Annotated in this window: 1 protein-coding gene; it reads left to right on the plus strand. The window is 57.4% G+C overall.

From position 1 onward, the window contains the following. Positions 1 to 157: 157 nt before the first annotated feature. Positions 158 to 430 (plus strand): hypothetical protein, encoded by a 273-nt coding sequence (locus ACP7B7_RS04485; protein ID WP_426075878.1) that lies wholly within the window; start codon positions 158 to 160, stop codon positions 428 to 430. Positions 431 to 453: the final 23 nt, after the last annotated feature.

A 453-nucleotide genomic window follows, 5' to 3' on the forward strand; every position in this document is an offset into this window, starting at 1 on the left:
AAGAATTTGCAGCATTGAAAACCCGCTTTTGCCTCGCGCAACAGCGGGTTTTTTCATGCCCGCGCGGCACACAAAGCGTCGCCGGTTGATCAAGCCATCATTTTCCGTCACACTGCCTCGATCGCGCCCTGCGGGTGCAAGCGCCCCGGACCCGGACATGACCTTTGAAACGCCATCGAACATCGCAGCGGAACGTGACTACCTGCTCGACCCCACCCACGAAGAGCATGAAGAGATCATCAGGTATCTGCAGGATCACCCGGACCCGGCCAGCGTGCCCTGTCTCAAAAACGCGATTGCCCTGAAGCCGGCACTGGCCTACCTGGACTACGATGACTATGGGGCCTATTACAAGAAATGCCTGTGGGTGCTGCAGCAGGGCGATTGCATGAAGCATCAGATCGGCAAGCCCAAGACCTTGGCAAGGTAGTCAGCACTCCAGCCGGCTTTTAA

The organism is Janthinobacterium sp. PSPC3-1 (assembly GCF_049896105.1).
Taxonomy (GTDB): Bacteria; Pseudomonadota; Gammaproteobacteria; order Burkholderiales; family Burkholderiaceae_D; genus Janthinobacterium.